Source organism: Streptomyces sp. NPDC002795, assembly GCF_042888725.1.
Taxonomy (GTDB): domain Bacteria; phylum Actinomycetota; class Actinomycetes; order Streptomycetales; family Streptomycetaceae; genus Streptomyces.
Window position 1 is genome coordinate 747,220 of sequence record NZ_JBIAQB010000002.1, and the last position, 18,097, is coordinate 765,316.

Below are 18,097 nucleotides of genomic sequence, written 5' to 3' on the forward strand. Positions count from 1 at the left end.
CATGGCGGGACTCAAGGACGCGACGGCCATCGTCGGTATCGGACAGACGGCTTTCGCGAAGCAACTCCCGGAATCCGAGAAGACGTTGGCGTGCCGGGCGATCATCGACGCACTCGACGACGCGGGGATATCCCCGTCCGAGGTCGACGCCTTCGCCTCCTACACGATGGAGGAGACGGACGAGGTCGAGGTGGCCAAGGCCATCGGCGCCGGCGACGTCACCTACTTCTCCAAGGTCGGCTACGGGGGCGGCGGTTCGTGCGCGACGGTCGCCCACCTGGTCGCGGCGATCGCCACGGGCCAGGCGAGCGTCGGCATCGCGTGGCGCTCCCGCAAGCGCGGCTCGGGGCCACGCCCCTGGAAGAACACGGCCGTCCAACTCCCCACGCCCGCCCAGTGGACGCGCCCGTACGGGCTGCTCCGCCCGGCCGACGAGATCGGGATGCTGGCCCGCCGCTACATGCACGAGTACGGCGCGACGCGGGACCACCTCTTCAACGTCGCGCTCGCCTGCCGCAACCGGGCCAACCAGAACCCGGCCGCGATGATGTACGAGCGCCCCATGACCCGCGACAGCTATATGACCTCGCGCTGGATCAGCGAGCCGCTCTGCCTCTTCGACAACTGCCTGGAGACGGACGGGGCGTTGGCCTGCGTCATCGTCTCCGCCGAACGCGCCCGCGACTGCCGGCAGAAGCCGGTCTATGTGCACTCGGCGGCGCAGGGCCTGCCCGCGCAGCACCACGGCATGGTCAACTACTGGAACGACGACCCGCTGACCGGACCCGCGTGGACGGCGGCCCGCCACCTGTGGAAGAACGCCGACGTCACCCCCGAGGACGTCGACGTCGCGCAGATCTACGACGCGTTCACCCCGCTCATCCCGCTCTCCCTGGAGGGATACGGGTTCTGCGGGCGCGGCGAGGGCGCGGCGTTCACGGAGGGCGGAGCCCTTGAGATCGGCGGGCGGCTCCCCATCAACACGGGTGGCGGCGGCCTCTCGGAGGCGTACGTCCACGGCTTCAACCTCATCAACGAGAGCGTGAAGCAGTTGCGGGGGGTCAGTACGGCGCAGGTACCGGATGCGGAGACGTGTCTGGTGACGGCGGGTGAGGGGGTGCCGACGTCGGCGCTTTTGCTGCGCTCGGCCTGATCAATTTCGTTGCCCCGCGACGGCGTTGCGGTCTCGGGGCTCCGCCCCGGACCCCGCTGCTCAAACGCCGCAGGGGCTTGATTTGCCCGCCCGGAGGACAGCCACATGGCAGACGCGACCACCACCTCTCAACTTCTGACCCCCACCCCCGACGACGACGGCGCCCCCTTCTGGGAGTACGCCGCCCGCGGCGAACTGCGGATACAGGCCTGCGCCGAACCGGACTGCGGGGAGCTCCGGTTCCCGCCCCGCCCCTGCTGCCCGCACTGCCAGTCCTTCGACAGCGAGTGGCGCAGGATGAGCGGCCGGGGGCGCGTCTGGTCCTACGTCATCCCGCACCCACCACTGCTCCCGGCCTACGCCGCCCAGGCCCCGTACAACGCGATCGTCGTCGAACTGGCGGAGGCGCCCCGGATCCGCCTCGTCGGCAATCTGGTGTCCACCCCCGACGCCCCGCTCAACTCCGTCGACCCGGACCGCATCAAGATCGGCGCGCGGGTGCAGGTGGCGTTCACGGAGGTCGACGGGATGACGGTGCCGCGCTGGGTACTGGAGCGGTCATGACGGTACGCACGGAGATCGACAAGGGCACGGGCGTCGCCACAGTCACCCTCGACCGCCCGCGCCGCCACAACGCCCTCGACCAGGCCACCGTCGCCCAACTGGCCGCTACCTGGCGGGATTTCCGCTTCGACGACGCCGTGCGGGCGGTCGTCCTGACCGGGGCGGGCGACCGGGCGTTCTGCACCGGCATCGACCGCGAGTGGGACGTGCCGCAGCCGGACTCCCCGTACTCGGCGGACGATCCGCTGCCCACGGTCGGGCCGAAGGCCAACGATCTGTGGAAGCCGGTGATCGCCGCGGTCAACGGCATGGCCTGCGGCGGGGCGTTCTACCTGATCGGCGAGTCGGAGTTCGTGGTCGCGGACGAGACGGCGACGTTCTTCGATCCGCACACCACGTACGGCATGGTCAACGCCTTCGAGTCGATCTACCTCGCCCACCGGATGCCGCCGGGCGAGGTGGCCAGGCTCGCGCTGATGGGCGCCGCGGAACGGATGTCCGCCCGGCGCGCCCACGAGACCGGCCTGGTGTCCGAACTCACGCCACCCGGCGGCGCGTTGGAGGCCGCGCTGCGCTGCGCGACGGTCATCGCGGGCCATCCGACCGAGGCCGTCCAGGGCACGGTGAAGGCGCTGTGGACCGCGAAGGAGGCGACCCGCTCGCACGCCTTCGCGCGGGCACCCGACCTGATCAAGCTGGGCAACCTGCCACCGGAGCGGCAGGCCGACCTCTTCAACTCCCGTACGCAGGGCGGCTTTCGGACACGCTAGCCGCCCAGGAGCCTAGGAGCGGGAGCCGTCGTGCAACTGCGAGGAGCTGCTGCAACCGCCCCCGCTGCTGCGGCTCTTGCTCTTCCCCTTGGCGGACGTGAACCCGGTCAGGGCCAGAACGGCCACGATGGCTACTGCCGTGAGTTTCATTCCCCGTGTCATCACGCCCGGCACCCTACCCAACAACGACCCCGCGCTACCGGTTTCTCGGCAAAGGCAAAGGGGGCGGGGCCCGGTCAGCGGCTGGTCCCCGTTCCCTTCTCCGCGTCGAGCGCGTACACGCAGCGGTCCTTGCTGCACGCGTAGACGACGCCGTCCCTGACGACCGGTGTGCCGGTGATCTCGCCGCCCGTGGCGAGCTTCCAGCGCAGTCGGCCGTCGTCGGCCTTCAGCGTGTAGAGCAGGTGGTCCGTGGAGCCGAAGTGGATCCGCCCGTCCGCCACCACGGGCGCCCCGACGATCTCGCCGCCGGCCTGGAAGCGCCACTTCGGGGTGCCGGTCACGGCGTCCAGGGTGTAGAGCCCCTGGCCGCTGCCGACGTGCACGTGGCCCTGCGCGACCAGGGCCGGGTCGACCGACGAGGGCCGGGCCTCGGTCGCGATGCGCCAGCGGTCCCGGCCGTCCGTGGCGTCGAGCGCGTACACGGTGCCGTGGTGGTCGACGAGGTAGACGCCGCCTCCGGTGACCGCGGCGCCCGGGGCGAACGCGGGCGGGCTGAGGAACACGGCGGGCGCCTCGAAGTGCCAGCGGACATGGCCCGAGGCGGCGTCGATGGCGAGGACCCGGGTGCCCGCGGCGACGTACACATGGCCGTCGGACGCGGGCGTCAGGCGCATCGGGACGCCGCCGCAGGAGCCCGCGTCGCCGATCGGGTACGACCAGCGCTCGTCACCCGTACGGGCGTCGAGGGCGCGGAGCCGCGCGTCCTGCCACACGTAGACCGTGCCGTCGTACATGACGGGTCCGGCCTCCGCGGCCTCGAAGTCGGTCTGGCAGCCGGTGATCTCCCACTGGAGGTCGCCGCTGACGGCCTCGCGGGCCTGGACGCCGCCGCCGCGGGTGGCGGTGACGACGGTGCCGTTGCCCGCCTGCATCGCGTACCCCCAGGCGTCGGTCTGGATCCGCCACAGGTCGCCGCCGTCGCGGGCGTCGAGCGCCCACAGGGTGGGGCCGTCGGAGGCGTGGATGCAGCCGTCGGCGACGGCCATGGACCAGGCGACGTCGCGGGTCTTGAAGCGGCGTCGGCCGGTCGCCACGTCCAGGACGTGCACCTCGAACGACGTGACGTAGACGAGGTCGCCCGCCACCGCGGGCGTGCCCCACACGTCGTTCGACATACGGAACCGCCAGGGCCGCCAGGCCGCGCCCTCGGCCGTGGCGGGCGCGGGGACGACGGGTTCGTGCGAGCCGTTCACGGCGGGCTTGGAGCGGGACCAGGATCCGGCGAGGCCCGATTCGGCGGGCGGCGCCTTCACGGCTGCGGCCCGCGCGTCGGCGACCCGCGGACCGGGGCCGATCGGCACCTGCGCCCCGGCGAGGTGCACGGGCCCGTCCGCGACGAGGCTCTGGCCCGCGGGTACGGGCGAGTGCCGCCAGCCGTCGGTGGACACGGGCTGCGGGCCGGGGGCGGGCGGCTGCGAGGGCATGGCGGGGATGGGCGCGCCGCCGTGCCCGTTCGGAGCGGGGGGCGCCCGGTGCGGGGCCGGCTTGGGGGCGGGGCGGCTGCCGCGCCGCGACTCGATCAGGGCGACGGAGCGCTCGGGCAGCCAGGCGGAGGCCGTACCGCTGTCGTCGCTGCCCGCGCCGAACAGATGCGGGGCGAGCTGGGACTGGAGGTCGGCAGGGGAGGGCCGCTGGGCCGCCTCCATCTGCATGCACGCTTCGAGCAGCGGCCGCAGCTCCGCCGGGAGCCCTTCCAGGTCCGGGCCCTCGCGCAGCAGCATGAACACGGTCTCGACCGGGTTCGCGCCGTGGAAGGGGGCGTGCCCGGTCGCCGCGAAGACGAGCGTCGAGCCGAGCGAGAAGACGTCCGACGCCCCCGTCACGCTGCGCGAGTCCTTCGCCTGCTCCGGCGACATGTACGCGGGCGTGCCCACCGCCACGTTCGTCATGGTCAGGCGCGTGTTCGAGACGCCGGACGCGATGCCGAAGTCGATGACGCGCGGGCCGTCCTCGACGACCAGCACGTTCGACGGCTTGAGGTCGCGGTGCACCAGACCCGCGCCGTGGATCGACTGCAGGGCCTCGGCGATGCCCGCGGCGAGCCAGCGCACGGCCTGGGCGGGCAGCGGCCCGGTCTCGTTCACTATTTCTTCGAGGGAGGGCGCCGGTACGTACGCGGTGGCGAGCCAGGGCACGGCCGCGCGCGGGTCGGCGTCGACGACGGCGGCCGTGTAGAAGCCGGACACCGCCCGTGCCGCCTCGACCTCGCGCGTGAAACGGACCCGGAAGAGCTGGTCCTCCGCGAGTTCCGTACGCACCGTCTTGATCGCCACGCGTCGGCCCGAAGCCGAGCGCGCCAGATAGACCAGGCCCATGCCGCCCGCCCCGAGCCGTCCCAGAACCTCGAACGGACCGATCCGCCTCGGATCGTGCTGCGTCAGCTGATCCATCACTCGCCTGCCACCTCCCCGTGCGGGCCACCGCACTCACGGCCCCGTCAGCGTCTCACCACCGAAGCGCCACGGCGGCACGCACCCCGATTCTTCCTGTCTCGGCCCTCAGTTGCGAACCTCGGGTCAAAACGGGGTGTCTCGGAGCATTCGGGGCCCAGGGCCCGTCGTCGAACGACAGGTCCTACTCCTGCTCGCACACCGCGAACAGCGCCCCTTGATCATCCTCGATCACGGCGGCCCGTCCGTACGCCGTGAGGTGCGGCCCCCTTCGCACCCGCCCTCCGAGGCGGACCGCGGCCGCCGCCGTGGCGTCGGCGTCGGCGCAGCCGAAGTGCAGCAGGAACCGGCCGGGCCTCCCGGGGACGACCCTACGGCGGACGGCCGCCCCGAAGGCCCCCTCTTCGAATACGGCTCCGTAGAAGGATTCGCTCAGTGCGGCATCCGGCGTGAGCAGCTCGGCGCCGCGGAACGCCCCGGGCCCGCCCATCCGCTCGAACCCCCGGTGGCTCCCCGCCTGCCGCAGGACGAACGCCGCACCCTCGGGCCCCCGCGCGAGCGCCACGGTCGCCTCCGTCCCGCCGGACAGCGGCCCCGCCACGATGTGCCCGCCCGCCGCGAAGACCCGTTCGGCGGCGGCGTACGCGTCGCGCACCGCGAGGTGGACCCGCCACTGGACGCCCAGGTTCGCCGGGGCGAGGGCGGCGACGGAGCGGTCCTCGCTGTAGGCCGCCGTGTAGTAGCCGCGCTCGGCGCCCGCGCCCTCGTCGAAGGTCCAGCCGAGGAGATCGCCGTAGAACCGTTTTCCCGCCTCGACGTCCGCGAGCCGGGCGTCGGCCCAGCACGGGGCCCCTTCGGGAAATTCGGGGGAGGCGGGCCGGTCGCGGCGGGCGGGGCGCATGAGCGTCACGCTAACCAGGCCGAACGGGCCGTCGCGCTTTAAATTCGAACGTTTGGCCAATTCCGATCGCTCACGGCGCGTCATTTGACCGGAGGCCATGACCACCAACCCCATTTGCAGTCGGCCAGATCGCGCTCCGATCACCCCTCGGTAAGCTGACGGCATGACAGGACAAGTACGGACCGTCGACGGCCGCGTGGCCGGCCGGCGTGGTCAGGCGACACGTCAGAAGCTGCTCGACTGCCTCGGCGAGATGCTCAGCTCCTCGCCCTACCGGGACGTCAAAGTCATTGATGTCGCGCGAAAGGCGGGCACTTCGCCCGCGACCTTCTATCAGTACTTCCCGGACGTCGAGGGCGCCGTCCTGGAGATCGCCGAGCAAATGGCCACCGTGGGCGCGGGGTTGACCGAACTGGTCGCGGACCGCTCCTGGGTCGGCAAGGCCGGCTGGGCCACGGCTCAGGAACTCGTGGACGGATTCCTGGAGTTCTGGCGCAAGAACGACGCGATCCTGCGTGTCGTCGACCTCGGCGCCGCCGAGGGCGACAAGCGCTTCTACAAGCTCCGCATGAAGATCCTGAACTCGGTGAACAACTCCCTCGCGGATGCCGTCAAGGATCTTCAGGACAAGGGCAAGGTCGACAAGGACGTGAGTCCGGCCGCGGTCGCCGGTTCGCTGGTCGCGATGCTCGCGGCGGTCGCCTCGCACCAGAGGGGCTTCCAGACCTGGGGCGTCAAGCAGGCAGAACTCAAGCCGAACCTCGCCCTGTTGGTGCACCTGGGCGTGACCGGAAAGAAGCCCACCAAGTAACTCTTCCTGGTCCTGTCGTGCAGCGGCGGTTCGCGTGGTGCAACGTGAGCCGCCGCTGTTGCAGCTTCCGGTCCCCCGCTCAGCGGCGCTCAAGGCGGAACAGCCGGATCTCCCGTTCCACCCGCCGCTGGTACGCGGCGTAGGGCGGCCAGAACTTCAGCGCCGCCACCCAGGCCTCCTCCCGCTCGCTCCCCCGAAGGAGCCGGGCCGTCACCGCGACGTCCGCGCCGCGCCAGTTGATCTCGGCGTCCGGGTGCGCGAGCAGGTTCGCGGTCCAGGCGGGATGGCCGGGCCGCCCGAAGTTCGACCCGATCAGCAGCCACGTCCCCCGCTCCCCCTCGGGCATGCACGCGAGGGGGGTACGCCGCTCGATCCCGCTCTTCGCGCCGCGCACGCAGAGGATCACCCCCGGCAGCATCTGTGCGCTGAGCAGCACCTTTCCGCGGGTGAGCCGGTGCACGGCGCGGTCGAGGGCGGGGATGACGTGCGGCGCGAGGCGGCCGAACGTCCGCGTCGACGACACCTTCTGCACCAGCTTGATGCCCGGCGGCGCCATCAGACCGCCACCCCCAGACTCGTCTCAGGCCCCGGCGCGAACAGCTCGGCGGCCTGCGCGGCACGGTCGCGCAGCAGGTGCACGGGCCCGAACAGCAGCTCGTCGCCGGTGGCCCGCTTCAGGTACAGGTGCGCGTCGTGCTCCCAGGTGAACCCGATGCCGCCGTGCAGCTGCACGGCCTCCCCGGCACCGGTCCGCAGCGCCTCAAGGGCCTGGGCGAGCGCGAGCCCGCCGACGCGCGCCTCGTCGGGGGTGGTCGCCGCCCACGCCGCGTAGTAGGCGGCCGAGCGCGCCGCCTGGACCTGTACGTACACGTCGGCGAGCCGGTGCTTCACGGCCTGGAAGGACCCGATGGGCCGGCCGAACTGCTCCCGTTCCTTGACGTAGTCGACGGTCCGCTCAAGGGCCCGGTCCGCGGCGCCGACGGCCTCCGCGGCGAGCAGCGTGGCGACGGTGTCCCCGACGGCGGCGAGCGCCCCGTTCACATCGCCGTCCTCCTCGCCCAGCAACTCGGCCTCGACGTCGCGGAGTTCGACGCGCGCCTGCGGCCGCGTCTCGTCCATGGCCGTCTGCCGTACGCGGACGAGTCCGGCGGCGTCCTCGCGTACGAGGAACAGGAGCGTGCGGGAGCGGGCGAAGCCTCCGGTGTGCGCGGCGACGAGCAGCAGTCCGGCGCTGTGGCCGTCGAGCACCTGCTCGGCCTGCCCGTAGAGCCGCCATCCGTTCTCCCGCCGGGCGGCCTGCACGCCGCCGGCCCGGCCGCCGCCCGCCCAGTCCCCGGCGTTGTCGGCGACGAGCCCGAGGGCGGTGGCGAGGCCCGTGCCCGGCACGGCGAGCGTCGCGGTCAGGGCACCTTCGGCGATCTTCGGCAGCAGCGCGGTGCGCTGGGCCTCGGTGCCGAGGGCGGAGATCAGCGGGGCCGCTAGCCCGCTGGTGGCGAGCAGCGGCGTGGGCGCGAGAGCACGCCCCAACTCCTCGCCCGCGAGCGCAAGTTCTACGAAGGTTCCGCCCACGCCCCCGCACACCTCCGGCAGTGCGAGCCCGGGAAGGCCGAGTTCCGCGCTGAGGGTGCCCCACAGGGCGAGGTCATGGCCGACGGGGGTGCCGGTGGCGGCCTTGACGTCGTCCGGGGTGCAGCGCTTGGTGGCGAGTTCGCGCAGGGTACGGCGGATCTCTTGCTGTTCCTCGGTGAACCTGGCGTCCATGTGGGCCCCTTTCTGACGGGGCGTCATGTTAGGACGCCGACCGCCGGATGCCCAGAGGCGCGCACACTCCCACACACACTCCCACGCCCACCCCTCCACACATCCGAATCTGATGTACCGTCAGATTCATGACTGAGAGCGGAAGCAAGGTCGCCATCGCGGGCATCGCCCTCTCCGACTGCGGCCGCGTCGACGAAGCCACTCCCTACGCCCTGCACGCCCAGGCCGCCCGCCGGGCGCTCGCCGACGCGGGCCTGTCCCCTTCCGTCATCGACGGCTTCGCGTCGGCGGGCCTCGGCACCCTCGCACCGGTCGAGGTCGCCGAGTACCTGGGGCTCAAACCCCGCTGGGTCGACTCCACTTCGGTCGGCGGCTCCACCTGGGAGGTCATGGCGGCGCACGCGGCGGACGCGATCCGGGCGGGTCACGCGCGCGCCGTCCTCCTCGTCTACGGCTCCACGGCCCGCGCCGACATCAAGGCGAAGCGCCGCACCTCGAACCTCTCCTTCGGTGCACGCGGCCCCCTCCAGTTCGAGGTCCCGTACGGCCATTCCCTCATCGCCAAGTACGCGATGGCGGCCCGCCGCCACATGCACGAGTACGGCACGACCCTCGATCAGCTCGCCCAGGTCGCGGTCCAGGCCCGCGCGAACGCCTCCCGCAACCCGGACGCCATGTTCCGCGACCCGATCACGGTCGACGAGGTGCTGGGCGGCCCGATGATCGCGGACCCCTTCACGAAACTGCACTGCTGCATACGCTCGGACGGCGGCGCGGCGGTGCTGCTCGTGGCCGAGGACCTGGTGCGCGACTGCGCGAAACCTCCGGTGTGGGTGCTGGGCTCCGGCGAGCACGTCTCGCACACCACCATGTCCGAGTGGGACGACTTCACGGTCTCGCCCGCGGCGGTGAGCGGGCGCCTGGCCTTCGAACGGGCCGGGGTCACCCCGGCCGAGATCGACATCGCGGAGATCTACGACGCCTTCACGTACATGACGCTCGTGACCCTTGAGGACCTCGGCTTCTGCGCCAAGGGGGAAGGCGGCGCGTTCGTCGAGAAGGGCCGCCTCCTGCACGACGGCGAACTCCCCACGAACACGGACGGCGGCGGCCTGTCCGCCCAACACCCCGGCATGCGCGGCCTGTTCCTCCTGGTGGAGGCGGCACGACAGCTGCGCGGCGAGGCGGGGGGCCACCAGGTACGTCGGGCGGACGGTTCGCTGCCACGGCTGGCGGTGGCGTCGGGGACGGGCGGATGGTTCTGCTCGGCGGGGACGGTGGTGCTGGGGCGGGACTGACGCGCCGACCGGGCGCCGCGGCAGCCGCCGGTCCGCCCGTGGCACGATCGGCCGCATGGAACCGGAACCCGACCTGGACGCCCTCCTGCGCTCCCTGCGCGTATGGGACACCGAGCTGCCCGCCTTCGACCCGCGGGACACTCCCGCGGCGCCCCTCCCCCTGTTCACGCAGTGGTTCGCCGCGGCCGTGGCGGCCGGCCAGCCGGAACCCCACACCCCGTCGCTCGCGACGACGGACGCCGAGGGCCACCCCGACATCCGTACGGTGATGCTGCACGGCGCCGACGAGGCGCACGGCTGGCACTTCGCCTCGCACGCGGGCAGCGCCAAGGGCCGCCAGCTCGCCGCCCGCCCGTACGCCGCGCTCGGCTTCTACTGGCCGTCGCAGGGCCGCCAGATCCGCGTCCGCGGCCCCGTCCGCACGGCGCCGCCCGAGACCGCCCACACCGACCTGCACGCCCGCTCGACCGGCGCGCTCGCCTCGGCCCTCATCGGCCACCAGAGCGAACCGCTCGGCTCCTACGAGGAGTTGGAGCGCGCCTCGGACGCGGCGTGGGACCGCGCGCAGCGCGAACCGGACGCCGCGGCCCCCTCCTGGACGGTCTACGAACTGGCCCCGGACGAGGTGGAATTCTTCCAGGGCGACGCGCGACGCCGCCACGTCCGGCTCAGGTACCGACGCACGGCGGAGGGCTGGGAGAAGGGGCTGTTGTGGCCGTGAGGTGCGCCCGGCGGGGGGAACGGAGGGGCAGCGCCTAGACCTTGATGATGCTGACGCGGGAGCCACACAGGACGGTCAGATCCTCGGGGTCCGAGGTGAGAACTGCCGTCGGGCCGGGAGCGGCAAGGGCGGTGGCGCTGAGTATGGCGTCGATCGCGTACTTGTGGCCGTGCAGGCCGGCCTCGGCGAGGAGGGCGGACGCGTGGCGGGCAACGGGTTCGGTGACCGGTTCGATGACGATGCGGGAGAGGGTCCACTCCAGGGCCGAGCGATTGATCCGAGGGTGGGCCACTTCCACGAGAGTGGCAGCAGAAGTGATCACCCGCAGGTCGTCGGCGAGGGCGAGAGCGAGCCAGCCGGTGACCGTACGGTCACGGAGGACGGCCTTGGCCAGCCCTTCACTGTCGAGGACAAGCGTGCCGCCGGGGGTGGCGGGGGATCGGGTCACGCGGCGCTTGTCCCGCCCCGGGGCTGCCGTGCCCGGGCTTCGTGGAGTTGGTCGCGCAGCGACTGGATCTCTTCGTCGGCGATGGGGCCGTGCTCGGCCTCCGCGACCGCGATGAGCTCGCTGAGATTGTCCCGCTCGATCTGGCGGGCGACGGCCGCGGCGACGTAGGAGGACAGCCCGGACGGGCCGCTGCGGGCCTTGGCCGCTTCGGCGATGTCGCGCGGCATGGTGATCGAGTACTTGCCGGTAGGCTCACTCATGCCACTTATCCTACCTCGCATCCTCCCGGCCGGTATCGACGACCTGATTCCCTCACCGGGCCGGGCCGGCCAGGAGTCGCGGCACGGGCACCCGGCCGCGCGGCCACCCGGTCACGGCACAGGCCTGAACACCGGTACGGCGAAGCCCTCTTCGCCCTCCCCGCCATCCCGGAAACAGACCATCAGCTCCATCCCCATCCGCAGATCCGCCTCCGCACACTCCACGATCTCCGTCATCATCCGCGGCCCCTCGGCGAGGTCGACGACGGCGGCGACGTACGGGGTGCGGCCCCCGAAGGGCGGCAGGTCGTTGCGGTGCACGACGGACCACGTGTAGAGCGTGGCCCGGCCGCTCGCGTCCGCCCAGCGCCCGTCCTCGCTCCAGCAGAACGGACAGAACTCCCGCGGATAGTGATGGTCCCGCCCACAGGCCGCGCAGTGCCTGAGCAGCAGCCGCCCCCCGGCGGCCGCGTCCCAGTAGGGGCGGGTGAAGGCGTCGGGCTCGGGAACATCGAAACGTACGTCGCCACCGGCAGCAGCACTCACGAGAACAGTCCGATCGCATGGTCGAGGGACCAGGCCTGCCAGGACATGGCGAACAGCGCGACGAGCGAGATCAGGCCCATCATCGCGTTCTGCCCCTGCTCGGCCCAGTCGTGGATCATGAGGGTGAAGTACAGAAGGTTGAGCAGCAGCCCGCCGACCAGCGCGATCGGCGTCAGGAATCCGAGGATCAGGCCGACCCCCAGGGCGAGTTCGGCATACACCACGACGTACGCCATCGTCTTCGGCCGCGGTCTCACGACGACCTCGAAGCCGCTGCGCACCGCGTTCCACTTGTGCTTGCCGGCGACATCGGCGGCCCAGGCGATACCCGTCCCCCGCTCGAACCAGCCCTTCTTGTCCTTGTGCCGCCAGCTCTCCAGCCACCACAGGCCGAGCCCGATGCGCAGCACGGCGAGCCATTCGGCTCCGCTGAGCCCTATCGCGTCCATGAAGTCCGGCCCCTCCTTCAGTTTCTGACGGTACGTCAGTTCCCTGGGTGAGCCAGTTCAACGCATCCGGCACCGCCTCCGCAAGAGCCCCGCACGCGACAACGGCCGGGCGGCCCCCGAACCGCGGCCCGTGATCAATTCGCAACCGGTTTCCGCCTTGACCGGTCCCGCTCAAACCGGCGCGGGAATACGCTCCGTACATGGCCGACTCCCCACAAGCACCGGCACGCAGCCATGAACGCCCGCCCGTGTACGTCATCGGGGGCGGTCCCGGCGGACTCGCCGCGGCCGTCGGCCTGGAGGCGCACGGCGTCCGAGCCGTCGCCCTGGAGAAGTCCGACCGCGTCGGCACCTCCTGGCGCGGCCATTACGACCGCCTCCACCTGCACACCACCCGCCGCCTCTCGGGCCTGCCCGGCCTTCCGATGCCGCGCCGCTTCGGCCGCTGGGTCGCCCGCGACGACGTCGTGCGCTATCTGGAGAAGTACGTCGAGCACCACGACCTGGAAGTCGTCACGGGCGTCGAGGTCACCCGCGTCGAGCGGACCTCCGACGACTCGGGGTGGCTCCTTCGCGCGACCGGTGGCCGCGAGCTGACCTCGGCCGCCGTGGTCGTCGCCACCGGCTACAACCACACCCCGCACCTGCCCGACTGGCCCGGCGCCTCCTCGTACACCGGGAAGCTGCTGCACGCGGGCGAGTACCGCAGCCCGGCCCCCTTCACCGGCCAGGACGTCCTCGTCGTCGGCGCGGGGAACACCGGCACCGAGATCGCCGTCGACCTGATCGAGGGCGGCGCCGCGCGCGTCCGCATCGCCGTGCGCACCGCGCCGCACATCGTGCGCCGCTCCACCCTCGGCTGGCCCGCCCAGCGCACCGGCATCCTCTGTCGGCGCCTGCCGGTCGGCCTCGTCGACCGGCTCGCGGTCCCGCTCGGCAAGGCCAGCGTCCCCGACCTGTCGGCGCAGGGCCTGCCGCGCCCCGACACCGGCCTCTATTCGCGGGTCCGCCAGGGCGCCATCCCGGTGCAGGACGCCGGCTTCGTCGACGCCGTACGGTCCGGGAAGGTCGAGCCCGTCGCCGCCGTCACCTCCTTCGACGCGGACGCGGTGGTCCTCTCCGACGGCACCCGCGTCACCCCGGACTCGGTGATCGCGGCCACCGGATACCGGCAGGGCCTTCAGGACCTGGTGGGCCACCTGGACGTCCTGGACCCCGCCACGGGGCGCCCCCGCGAGGCCTCTCCCGCCCCCGGCCTCCACTTCACCGGCTACACGAACCCGATCTCGGGCATGCTCCGCGAACTGGCCCTGGACGCGGGCCGCATCGGCAAGAAGGTGGCAGCACAACTACCCGCGTAACCGCCTCCCGGGCACCCGCGTGAGCACGCCCCTCGGAACATTCGCCCCACCTTTTGCCTGCAGCCCTGTTCCTGACGGAGCGTCAGTTAAGTAATCTGACAGTGCGTCAGTTAACAAACACTCGAAGGAAGTTCGAGGCACTGCACAGGCAAGAGATTTCACTGATGTCGCTGATATCGCTGATGTCGCTGTCACACAGGAGCGGGCGGACCGATGCTTGGATCGACGTACGGCACCCTGACCACCGACTCCCGCCGGGCCCGCGTGATCGCCTGCGGTGAGCAGCCCGGACCCGCCGTGCACGGGCGGGCCGGCACCGAAGAACTGGACGTCAGCGGGCTTCCGCTGCACTCCGACGTACCGGACCTGGACCGGTTCTTCCGGCCCGAGTCCGTCGCCGTCGTCGGCGCGTCCGATGCCGAGGGGCGACCGAACACCGGCATCACGCGGCAGCTGATGGGCTGGGCGGAACGGGTCGGCGCGCGCCTGTATCCGGTGCACCCGACGCGCGAGTCCGTCTTCGGACTGCCGTGCTCGTCGTCGGTGGCCGAGCTGCCCGAGCAGGTCGACCTGGCCGTGCTGCTCGTCGCGGACCCGCTGCCCGTCATCGAGCAACTCGCCGACACGAAGGTGAAGTTCGCCGTCGCCTTCGCCTCCGGGTTCGCCGAGACCGGCGATGAGGGCGCCGCCGCGCAAGCCCGCCTCTCCGCCGCCGTGCAGCGCTCGGGCCTGCGCCTCCTCGGGCCCAACACCAACCTCAACGCCTTCGAGCACTTCCGCGAGGACCTCGAAGGCCCCGCCATCGCGCTGATCACCCAGTCCGGCCACCAGGGCCGCCCGGTCTTCGCCCTCCAAGAGCTCGGCATCCGGCTCTCCCACTGGGCGCCGACCGGCAACGAGGCCGACCTGGAGACCGCCGACTTCATCTCCTACTTCGCGCAGCGCCCCGAGGTCGGCGCCATCGCCTGCTACGTGGAGGGCCTCAAGGACGGCCGCTCCTTCCTCCTCGCCGCCGACCGGGCCGCGCGCGAGGGGGTGCCGGTCGTCGCCGTGAAGGTCGGCAGGACCGAGACCGGCGCCCGCACCGCGGCCTCGCACACCGGCAAGCTCACCGGCGCGGACACCGTCGTGGACGCGGCGATGCGCCAGTTCGGCGTCATCCGCGTCGACGGCCTGGACGAGCTCCAGGACACGGCCACCCTCCTCGCCCGCGCCAAGCCGCCGCAGGCCGACGGAGTCGTCGTCTACTCGATCTCCGGCGGCACGGGCGCCCACTTCTCCGACCTGGCGACGGAAGCCGGCCTCCAACTCCCCACCCTCCCCCCGGAGAAGCAGGACGAACTACACCAGTGGATACCCGACTATCTGAGCGTGGCGAACCCGGTCGACAACGGCGGCCACCCGGTCGGCGACTGGCGCGGCCGCAAGATCATCGACGCGATCCTGGCCGACCCCTCCGTCGGCGTCCTCATCTGCCCCATCACCGGCCCCTTCCCGCCCATGAGCGACAAACTGGCCCAGGACCTGGTGGACGCGGCCGAACAGACGGACAAGCTGGTGTGCGTGGTGTGGGGCTCGCCGGTGGGCACGGAGGACGCCTACCGGAAAACCCTGCTCGGCTCCTCCCGGGTGGCCACCTTCCGCACCTTCGCCAACTGCATCACCGCCGTCCGCGCCCACCTCGACCACCACCGCTTCACGGCCTCGTACGTCTCCCCCTTCGACGAGGCGCCGCGCACCCCCTCGCCCTCCTTCCGCAAGGCGCAGGCCCTGATGCGCCCGGGCCACCAGCTGAGCGAGCACGCGGCGAAGCAGCTGCTGCGGGCGTACGGGATCCGCGTGCCGCGCGAGCAGCTGGTGACGAGCGCCGCGGCGGCGGTGCGGGCCGCCTCCCTCGTCGGCTACCCGGTCGTCATGAAGGCATCGGCTCCCCAGCTCGCCCACAAGTCGGAACTCGGCCTCGTAAAAGTGGAGTTGACATCCGCGAGCCAGGTACGGGACGCGTACCGCGAACTCACCGACATCGCCCGCTACGAGGGCATCGAGCTCGACGGCGTACTCGTCTGCCAGATGGTCGAGCGGGGCGTCGAGATGGTCGTCGGCGTCACGCGCGACGACCTGTTCGGCCCCACCGTGACCGTCGGCCTCGGCGGCGTACTCGTGGAGGTACTGCGGGACACCGCCGTCGCCGTCCCGCCCTTCGGCGAGAGCCAGGCGCGAGCGGTCCTCGACCAACTCCGCGGGCGGCCCCTGCTCGACGGAGTCAGGGGCGCACCGCCCGTCGACATCGACGCACTGGTCGAAGTGATCCTCCGGGTACAACGCATGGCACTCGAACTCGGCGACGACCTCGCCGAGCTGGACATCAACCCGCTGATGGTGCTGCCGCGCGGCCAGGGCGCCGTCGCCCTCGACGCGCTCGCGGTGTGCCGCTGAACCGGCCGCCACCGACCTCGACGCCAAACTCGACGCCAAAACGGAGCTCCCCCATGACCACCCCCTCCCCCGACGAGTCCCTCGCCGACTCCCAGGACTCATTGATACTGCACGCCACTGACAACGGCGTCTCGTGGATCACCCTCAACCGCCCCGAGGCCATGAACGCCGTCACCTGGGACCAGCGCGAACGCGTCATCGCGCTGCTCGCCGAGGCCTCCGCCGACCCGGACGTACGGGCCGTCGTGATCACCGCGACGGGCAAGGGCTTCTGCGCGGGCGCGGATCTGCGGGGCGGGAGTCCGGACGCCGGGGAACGGGTCGCGGGCGACGTCGCCCGCATGATCCGCCTCGGCGCGCAACGCCTGATCTCCGCCGTCCAGGACTGCGAGAAGCCGGTGATCGCGGCGGTGAACGGCACGGCGGCCGGCATCGGGGCGCACCTCGCGCTCGCCTGCGACCTGGTCCTGGCCGCCGAGTCGGCGCGCTTCATCGAGGTGTTCGTCCGCCGCGGCCTCGTCCCGGACGGGGGCGGCGCCTACCTCCTCCCCCGCCTGATCGGCCCGCAGCGCGCCAAGGAGCTCATGTTCTTCGGCGACGCCCTGCCCGCCGCCGACGCGGAGCGCCTCGGCCTGGTCAACCGGGTCGTCCCGGACGACGAGCTGCCGAAGGTGGCGCGGGAATGGTCGGAACGCCTCGCGTCGGGCCCGACCCGCGCCCTGGCGATGACCAAGTCCCTGGTCAACACCTCCCTCGACTCGGACCGCTCCACGGCCTTCGCGGCAGAGGCGACAGCCCAGGAGCTGAACATGACCACCCACGACGCGAACGAGGGCGTCGCCAGCTTCGTGGAGCGGCGGCGGCCGGAGTTCAGGGGCCGCTGAGCGCTCCGCACCCCGCATCGGGACTGTGACGGGAAACCACGAACAGACCGTGGTTTCCCGTCACAGCTGTTCGTTCCTCGGCCGCGCGGAACGTCCGCCGGTACCCCGTCGGTGTCACCCCCACCGACGCGTGGAAGTGCTGGCGCAGGGACTGGGCCGTGCCGAAGCCGGAGCGGCGGGCGACCTCGTCGATGGAGAGGCCGGAGGTCTCCAGGAGGTGGCGGGCGCGTTCCACCCGTTGGCTCGTGAGCCACTGGCCGGGGCTGACGCCCACCTCCTCCCGGAAGCGGCGCGTGAACGTCCGGACGGACAGCGATTCGCGGTCGGCCAGGTCGCGGAGCTGGATCGGGTCGCCCAGGTGGTCGAGGGCCCACGCGCGCGCGTGCGCGGTGGATGCCAACGTCGGTTCCGGGAGCGGGCGTTCGATGTACTGGGCCTGGCCGCCGTCCCGGTGCGGCGGCACCACCGTGCGGCGGGCCACGTCGTTGGCGACGGCCGCGCCGTGGTCGCGCCGCACCAGGTGCAGGCACAGGTCGATGCCCGCGGCGACGCCCGCCGAGGAGAGCACGTCGCCGTCGTCGATGAACAGGACGTTCGGGTCGACCTTGATGCGCGGGAAGACGCTCTGGAAGTGGTCCGCCTCCGCCCAGTGCGTGGTCGCCGGGCGGCCGTCGAGCAGGCCCGCCGCCCCGAGGACGTAGCTGCCGGTGCAGATGGAGACCATGCGGGTCCCCGGGCGGATCCAGCCCAGCGCCGACTCCAACTCCGGGGTGAGGACGCCCTCTTCGTATACCGGGCCCATCTCGTACGAGGCCGGGACGATCACCGTGTCCGCCGTGCCCAGAACCTCCGGGCCGTGCTCCACGTGGATCGCGTAGTCGGCTTCGGTCTGCACGCGGCCCGGCTCGCGGACCGCGCACGTGACCACTTCGTACAGCCGCCGCCCCGTCGCGTCGCGGGCGCGGCCGAAGATGCGCTGCGGGATGCCGAACTCGAAGGGGATGAGGCCGTCGAGCGCGAGCACCGCGACGCGGTGCGGGGTGTGAGTGGGAGTGTGCCGTTCACTGCGAGACACCATGGCCCGATCCTAGCGAACAGTGGCGTTCGGGCCACTCGATCCGG

General features: G+C 72.1%; 19 protein-coding genes. 9 read left to right on the top strand and 10 right to left on the bottom strand.

Annotated features, from left to right (window positions below):
- The first annotated feature begins 1 nt into the window (after position 1).
- The 3 genes from ACFYWS_RS08060 to ACFYWS_RS08070 all read left to right on the top strand — a co-directional run bounded on the left by ACFYWS_RS08060 (position 2) and on the right by ACFYWS_RS08070 (position 2,487).
- Entirely contained in the window at positions 2-1,153 is a 1,152-nt protein-coding gene (locus tag ACFYWS_RS08060) for a lipid-transfer protein (protein ID WP_389271023.1), read from the top strand.
- Between the two features lie 105 nt (positions 1,154-1,258).
- Positions 1,259-1,717 carry a Zn-ribbon domain-containing OB-fold protein gene (locus ACFYWS_RS08065; RefSeq protein WP_389271026.1) on the top strand — a complete coding sequence of 153 codons (459 nt, stop codon included), beginning with the start codon at positions 1,259-1,261 and terminating at the stop codon, positions 1,715-1,717.
- Complete coding sequence (locus ACFYWS_RS08070; protein ID WP_389271029.1) at positions 1,714-2,487, top strand: enoyl-CoA hydratase/isomerase family protein; 774 nt, start codon at positions 1,714-1,716, stop codon at positions 2,485-2,487. Before ACFYWS_RS08065 ends, ACFYWS_RS08070 begins: the two co-directional genes overlap by 4 nt.
- Positions 2,488-2,499: 12 nt before the next feature.
- On the opposite strand, the gene ACFYWS_RS08075 is transcribed toward ACFYWS_RS08070, so the two are convergent.
- The 3 genes from ACFYWS_RS08075 to ACFYWS_RS08085 form a co-directional block, all read right to left on the bottom strand.
- A complete protein-coding gene (locus ACFYWS_RS08075) occupies positions 2,500-2,652 on the bottom strand; it encodes a hypothetical protein (RefSeq protein WP_389271031.1) in 153 nt (50 codons plus the stop codon).
- 71 nt (positions 2,653-2,723) lie between these two features.
- Positions 2,724-5,102 (bottom strand): PQQ-binding-like beta-propeller repeat protein, encoded by a 2,379-nt coding sequence (locus ACFYWS_RS08080; RefSeq protein ID WP_389271034.1) that lies wholly within the window; start codon positions 5,100-5,102, stop codon positions 2,724-2,726.
- A 181-nt stretch (positions 5,103-5,283) separates the two neighbouring features.
- On the bottom strand, positions 5,284-6,000 hold the full coding sequence (locus tag ACFYWS_RS08085) for a VOC family protein (protein WP_389271037.1): 717 nt from the start codon (positions 5,998-6,000) through the stop codon (positions 5,284-5,286).
- 163 nt (positions 6,001-6,163) lie between these two features.
- Between ACFYWS_RS08085 and ACFYWS_RS08090 the strand changes: the two genes are divergently transcribed.
- Positions 6,164-6,811: a TetR family transcriptional regulator gene (locus ACFYWS_RS08090; RefSeq protein ID WP_389271040.1), complete on the top strand. Its 648-nt coding sequence runs from the start codon at positions 6,164-6,166 to the stop codon at positions 6,809-6,811.
- Between the two features lie 79 nt (positions 6,812-6,890).
- On the opposite strand, the gene ACFYWS_RS08095 is transcribed toward ACFYWS_RS08090, so the two are convergent.
- A complete protein-coding gene (locus ACFYWS_RS08095; protein WP_389271043.1) occupies positions 6,891-7,367 on the bottom strand; it encodes a nitroreductase family deazaflavin-dependent oxidoreductase in 477 nt (158 codons plus the stop codon).
- Positions 7,367-8,572, bottom strand: a complete 1,206-nt coding sequence (locus tag ACFYWS_RS08100) for an acyl-CoA dehydrogenase family protein (protein ID WP_389271045.1) — start codon at positions 8,570-8,572, stop codon at positions 7,367-7,369. The genes ACFYWS_RS08095 and ACFYWS_RS08100 overlap by 1 nt, the downstream gene beginning before the upstream one ends.
- A gap of 128 nt (positions 8,573-8,700) precedes the next feature.
- Here ACFYWS_RS08100 and ACFYWS_RS08105 point away from each other — a divergent pair, with 128 nt between their 5' ends.
- Both ACFYWS_RS08105 and ACFYWS_RS08110 read left to right on the top strand, forming a co-directional pair.
- Positions 8,701-9,870 carry an acetyl-CoA acetyltransferase gene (locus tag ACFYWS_RS08105; RefSeq protein WP_389271048.1) on the top strand — a complete coding sequence of 390 codons (1,170 nt, stop codon included), beginning with the start codon at positions 8,701-8,703 and terminating at the stop codon, positions 9,868-9,870.
- Positions 9,871-9,925: 55 nt separating this feature from the next.
- Positions 9,926-10,591 carry a pyridoxal 5'-phosphate synthase gene (locus ACFYWS_RS08110; RefSeq protein ID WP_389271051.1) on the top strand — a complete coding sequence of 222 codons (666 nt, stop codon included), beginning with the start codon at positions 9,926-9,928 and terminating at the stop codon, positions 10,589-10,591.
- A 34-nt stretch (positions 10,592-10,625) separates the two neighbouring features.
- Here the strand turns inward: ACFYWS_RS08110 and ACFYWS_RS08115 are convergent, their stop codons facing one another.
- The 4 genes from ACFYWS_RS08115 to ACFYWS_RS08130 all read right to left on the bottom strand — a co-directional run bounded on the left by ACFYWS_RS08115 (position 10,626) and on the right by ACFYWS_RS08130 (position 12,294).
- Positions 10,626-11,039 carry a PIN domain-containing protein gene (locus ACFYWS_RS08115; protein ID WP_389271054.1) on the bottom strand — a complete coding sequence of 138 codons (414 nt, stop codon included), beginning with the start codon at positions 11,037-11,039 and terminating at the stop codon, positions 10,626-10,628.
- A complete protein-coding gene (locus ACFYWS_RS08120) occupies positions 11,036-11,299 on the bottom strand; it encodes a CopG family transcriptional regulator (protein WP_389271057.1) in 264 nt (87 codons plus the stop codon). Before ACFYWS_RS08120 ends, ACFYWS_RS08115 begins: the two co-directional genes overlap by 4 nt.
- 111 nt (positions 11,300-11,410) lie before the next feature.
- Positions 11,411-11,845, bottom strand: a complete 435-nt coding sequence (locus ACFYWS_RS08125) for a Zn-ribbon domain-containing OB-fold protein (protein WP_389271060.1) — start codon at positions 11,843-11,845, stop codon at positions 11,411-11,413.
- The gene (locus ACFYWS_RS08130) at positions 11,842-12,294 is read right to left on the bottom strand and encodes a DoxX family membrane protein (RefSeq protein ID WP_389271063.1); all 453 of its coding nucleotides are present in this window, start codon (positions 12,292-12,294) and stop codon (positions 11,842-11,844) included. Before ACFYWS_RS08130 ends, ACFYWS_RS08125 begins: the two co-directional genes overlap by 4 nt.
- Positions 12,295-12,494: 200 nt before the next feature.
- On the opposite strand from ACFYWS_RS08130, the gene ACFYWS_RS08135 reads away from it, so the two are divergent.
- The 3 genes from ACFYWS_RS08135 (at position 12,495) to ACFYWS_RS08145 (ending at position 16,975) form a co-directional block, all read left to right on the top strand.
- Complete coding sequence (locus tag ACFYWS_RS08135; RefSeq protein ID WP_389271066.1) at positions 12,495-13,655, top strand: flavin-containing monooxygenase; 1,161 nt, start codon at positions 12,495-12,497, stop codon at positions 13,653-13,655.
- Between the two features lie 213 nt (positions 13,656-13,868).
- Positions 13,869-16,091 carry an acetate--CoA ligase family protein gene (locus tag ACFYWS_RS08140; RefSeq protein WP_389271069.1) on the top strand — a complete coding sequence of 741 codons (2,223 nt, stop codon included), beginning with the start codon at positions 13,869-13,871 and terminating at the stop codon, positions 16,089-16,091.
- A 53-nt stretch (positions 16,092-16,144) separates the two neighbouring features.
- Positions 16,145-16,975, top strand: coding sequence for an enoyl-CoA hydratase/isomerase family protein (locus tag ACFYWS_RS08145; RefSeq protein WP_389271072.1), 831 nt, complete (start codon positions 16,145-16,147; stop codon positions 16,973-16,975).
- Here the strand turns inward: ACFYWS_RS08145 and ACFYWS_RS08150 are convergent.
- The gene (locus ACFYWS_RS08150; protein WP_389271075.1) at positions 16,962-18,053 is read right to left on the bottom strand and encodes a GlxA family transcriptional regulator; all 1,092 of its coding nucleotides are present in this window, start codon (positions 18,051-18,053) and stop codon (positions 16,962-16,964) included. The two genes, ACFYWS_RS08145 and ACFYWS_RS08150, sit on opposite strands and share 14 nt — an antisense overlap.
- Positions 18,054-18,097 lie beyond the last annotated feature (44 nt).